Raw genomic sequence first — 3708 nt, 5'->3', positions numbered from 1 at the left:
AGAATACCACGGGAATGGAAAGGGCAAACTGTATCCAGTTCCAGTATTTTTGATCCATTAGCCCGTAGAGCGGATTACCGGGAATCATCTCCGACATGGCGATTAAAAAGATGGGCAGGGTAAACGCAACCGCGATGCGTAACTTCTTTATCAAGTTTTTATAGGTCTTCTCTTCTGCAGACATTTCCGCCTGCATGGGGACCAGGTTCATCCCGCAAATCGGGCAGCTTCCCGCTTCCTCTTTGACGATTTCAGCGTGCATCGGGCAGGTATACTGGGAAGCAGATGTGGCCGAAAGGTTTTGTTCTTCTACTAAATCCATGCCACAGACAGGGCAATCTCCCGGAGCGTCATACGTTTTGTCCCCCTCACAATGCATCGGACAGTAGAAGGTTCCTGTCCCCAGACCTTTGGGTGTATCAGTTTTTACGAGATGCTCTTCCCGATGGGATTCCCCGTATCGATGAATGCTGTACCCACCCCCATCCTTCTTCAGCGCTTCCTGAAATGTATCGATCGGAATGGGATCCTCCATTTCAATAGTCGCCTCTGCCTTTTCCAGGTTGACAGAGGCCGCCCTCACCCCTTGTACTTTAGAAAGGGTCTGCTCCACATGGGAACGACACCCATTACAGGTCATCCCGTGAACGGTATATTTATGTGTCATGGCATCCTTCTTATCCATTGGTCAGGTAATTGATGATCGCCATTTGGGCGTAGTAGTTCTCCACGGCCCTGATCTGTTGAATTTCAAATTTTAACTGCAGCTGCTGAATATCTAAAATTTCGTTGAAGTTGATAGTTCCCGTCTCGTAGTTTTTAATCAGGATTTCCCGGGCATCTTTGGCCTGCCTGAGGTTTTTCTGTTGGGTTTCAAACTTAATCCGGGCCGCTTCCCGACTGTGAATCGCTGTATTCAAAGTCGATTCAAGCATATTGCGGCGATTTGTTTTTTGGGCGCTCAGTTCCTGCTGCCTGAGTTCATTCTCCACCGAGCGGGATTTGTATTTCGTATTAAATACGGGGATGGAAAAGGAGACCATGGGCATCACCACATCCTTTCCATTATCACTGAAGTCCAGACCCGGCCGCTCGGCCACGGGAATGTAATCCAGGCCAATCCCGAAACCGGGTTGGGTTTCTTTCTGATTGAGGATTTCAGACTGGGCCACAGATTCATAGAGCTTGTCGTACTTCTCGAGTTCTGGATGCACATTGAGGGTAGCCTGGTCAATTTCCATCCCGGTCCCGATCTCCAAAGTATCGGCCAGGGCGATTTCCAAACCGGTGTCCCGATTTAAAAGGGTGTTGAACTGGCTCCTTTGTGATTGAAATTCCTGTTCGAGGATGTCGCTTTCGGCCTGGAGGTCGTTTTGACGAATCTGCAGCTTGAGTACGTCCACGGCCGAGGCATTCCCAACTTCTACAGCAGTAAGCGCCAGTCTTTCATACGTCCCCAGCAATTGGATATTCCGCTCCAGGACTTGCTGTATTTTCGTTTTGGTATATAGCGCGTAATAGGCCTGGGCGACGGAGAGTCGCAACTTTCGCTTCACAATCACCATGTCCAGATAATCTACTTCGGCCAGGGCATTGGCGTAACCCTCCCGCGCCGTAAGGGTTCCAAACCAGGGTAGCATTTGCCGAACCGAAAAGCGGGCCTTCTGGGCTCCTGTGCGTGTTTCCGGTTCACTTACAAAGACCCCTGCACTCAATTCCATATTTGGCAAGGCATCGGCCTGTTCATATTTTTCCCTGGAAATGTTGTATTTCAGTTCAAAGGCCTGTATCTCGGGATTGTTTGCCTCTGCCTCCTCAAGGTAGGACTGTAGCGACTGACCCTGGGTGAATGCCGCCAGAAAAACTCCGATACACGTGCAGACAATTTTCTTCATGATTTCTCTTTTTTTAAACCCAACTCGCTTTTCCAGCAGAATAAAACCGGTACGACCAATAAAGTAATCAGGGCAACCAGCATCCCCCCGAACGATGGGATGGCCATGGGGATCATAATATCGCTCCCCCGCCCCGTAGAGGTCAGTATGGGCAATAAGGCCAGTAAGGTGGTGGCGGTAGTCATCAGGCAGGGGCGTATCCGCTTTTCCCCCGCTTCCACAACCGAGGCCCGGACAGATTCCAAAGTTTTGGGATTGTTGCGCTTAAAAGTCTGGGTCAGGTAGGTGGCCATGATCACCCCGTCATCCGTGGCGATGCCAAAAAGGGCAATAAAGCCTACCCAAACCGCCACACTCAGGTTGATGGTATCCATCTGGAACAACTCCCGCAGGTTTTCCCCGAAAAAGCTGAAATTTAAAAACCAGTCCTGACCATAGAACCAAATCATCAGAAAACCCCCTCCGAATGCCACTGCAATGCCCGTAAACACCATAAGGGAAGTAGCGACCGACCGGAACTGGAAATACAGGATCAGAAATATGATCAGCAGGACCAGGGGGACAACCACAGAGAGTGTTTTTTCAGCCCGCACCTGGTTTTCATAGCTTCCGGTAAAGGCATAGCTGATCCCTTTGGGAACCACCAACTCCCCTGCATCGATTTTTTGAAGGATTGCAGCTTTGGCGTTTTCGACTGCAGTAACCTCTGCGAAACCATCCGCCTTGTCAAAGAGCACATAGCCGACCAGGAATGTATCTTCACTTTTAATCACCTGGGGTCCCTTTTCATAGCGAATGGAGGCCAGTTCACTCAAAGGGACGGAACTGCCTTGAGCTACCGGGATATAGATGTTTTTAAGGTCGGCAGGGTTGTCCCGCAGTTCTCGCGGATACCGCACCCGCACCGCATAGCGCTCCCTTCCCTCTACCGTCTGGGTCAGGGTCATTCCCCCAATAGCCACTTCCAGGACCTGTTGCACATCCTCAATATTGATCCCATATCTGGCCAGGGCCTCCCGATCGATATCTATAAGCAAATAGGGTTTCCCCACAATCCGGTCAGCAAAAACAGCCTCGGCCTTAACCCCATCAACTTCCTTCAGTATAGCCTCCAACTGCAGGCCGAACGCTTCGATCCCTTCTAAATCCTGCCCCTTTACTTTAATACCCATCGGGGCGCGCATCCCGGTTTGCAACATGACCAAACGGGTTTCAATCGGTTGCAATTTTGGAGCCGAAGTCACCCCCGGCAAACGTGTGACCTTTACCACTTCATCCCAGATGTCGTTGGGGGACTGAATTCCGGGCCGCCAGGTACGAAAGTATTCCCCGGTAGTATCGGGAATCAGGTCCGCGTAGGTGATTTCTGGAAATGCGCCTGCCCCCCGGTCTTGCGCTTCCTGAACCGCAGAATCTATAGCCGCAGATTTCAGACGTAAATTCGGATTCCGGACAACCCCTCCATTTTTTAAGACAAATAAACCCTCTTCACTCACCTGAAAACGACGGGGAATACCCGTTGAGTCCTCTAAATATTCCGATTTATACTGAATGATATTCTCATACATGGACAAGGGGGCGGGGTCCAGGGCCGATTCGGTTCGGCCGGCCTTGCCAACAACCGTCGAGACTTCCGGGATAGCGGCTACTGCCATATCGAGTTGTTGGAGAACGCGCTTGTTTTCAGCTATCCCCGAGTGCGGCAGGGAGGTCGGCATCAGCAAAAAAGACCCTTCATCCAGGGCAGGCATAAACTCCTTTCCTGTGTGCTGCATGATGACCCCACCCAGGATGACAATCGCAAGGGGTATAC

The 3708-nt window shown here is 50.8% G+C and carries 3 protein-coding genes; all 3 read right to left on the bottom strand.

The window, feature by feature from the left end; genetic code table 11:
• On the bottom strand, nucleotides 1–667 hold a 667-nt coding region (locus WBV75_RS14060; RefSeq protein WP_424121214.1), incomplete at its 3' end, for a heavy metal-binding domain-containing protein.
• A gap of 10 nt (nucleotides 668–677) precedes the next feature.
• Nucleotides 678–1895, bottom strand: a complete 1218-nt coding sequence (locus WBV75_RS14055) for a TolC family protein (protein WP_424121213.1) — start codon at nucleotides 1893–1895, stop codon at nucleotides 678–680.
• Nucleotides 1892–3708: efflux RND transporter permease subunit (locus WBV75_RS14050; protein ID WP_424121212.1), on the bottom strand; the 1817-nt coding region annotated here is incomplete at its 5' end. The genes WBV75_RS14055 and WBV75_RS14050, both read right to left, overlap by 4 nt.

Source organism: Robiginitalea sp., from assembly GCF_049588695.1.
In the GTDB taxonomy this organism is placed as follows: domain Bacteria; phylum Bacteroidota; class Bacteroidia; order Flavobacteriales; family Flavobacteriaceae; genus Robiginitalea.
This window is presented reverse-complemented; position numbering and strand designations above follow the sequence as displayed.